2 pseudogenes are annotated in these 548 nt (G+C 72.3%); both read left to right on the top strand.

Annotation, left to right across the window (positions count from 1 at the left end):
- Positions 1 to 288 (top strand): annotated as a pseudogene (locus tag G7A99_RS24255) (branched-chain amino acid ABC transporter permease); the annotation flags it as partial.
- Positions 281 to 548: pseudogene (locus G7A99_RS24250) on the top strand (branched-chain amino acid ABC transporter permease); the annotation flags it as partial. The pseudogenes G7A99_RS24255 and G7A99_RS24250, both read left to right, overlap by 8 nt.

The following is a 548-nucleotide window of genomic DNA, read 5'->3' as shown; positions in this document are numbered from 1 at the left end:
TTCCTGGCGGTGCAGTCCGGCATGGGCGAGGACATCCTCATCCTGACCTTCGTGGTGATCGTGATCGGCGGCATCGGCTCGATCCGCGGCGCGGTGGCCGGGGCGCTGCTGGTGGGCGTGGTCGACACCCTGGGCCGCGCCTACCTGCCCGACCTGTTCGCCCTGTGGCTGCCGCCGGCCTCCGCCGGGACGGTGGGCACGGCGCTGTCGTCCATGGCCATCTACGTACTCATGGCCGCGGTGCTCGCCATCCGCCCGCAGGGCCTGTTCGGGGGCGCCCATGACTAGCGCCCCGCTGCGCGCCCGACTCGCCACCGTCGTGCTCCTCGCCGGCCTCGCGCTGCTGCCGCCGGTGGCGGCGATGATCGGCGATCCGTACCTGGTGACGCTGGCCAACCGCGCGGTGATCTACGGCCTCGCCGCGATGGCGCTCGACCTGATCATGGGCTACGGCCGCCTGGTGAGCTTCGGCCACGCCGCGTTCTTCGGCCTCGGGGCCTACACCGTCGGCATCCTCAGCACCCACGTGATGCAGGGCATCCCCCTGG

Source organism: Arhodomonas sp. KWT, from assembly GCF_010993615.1.
Note: the sequence above shows the minus strand (reverse complement) of the source record. Positions and strands in the feature narration are given on the sequence as shown.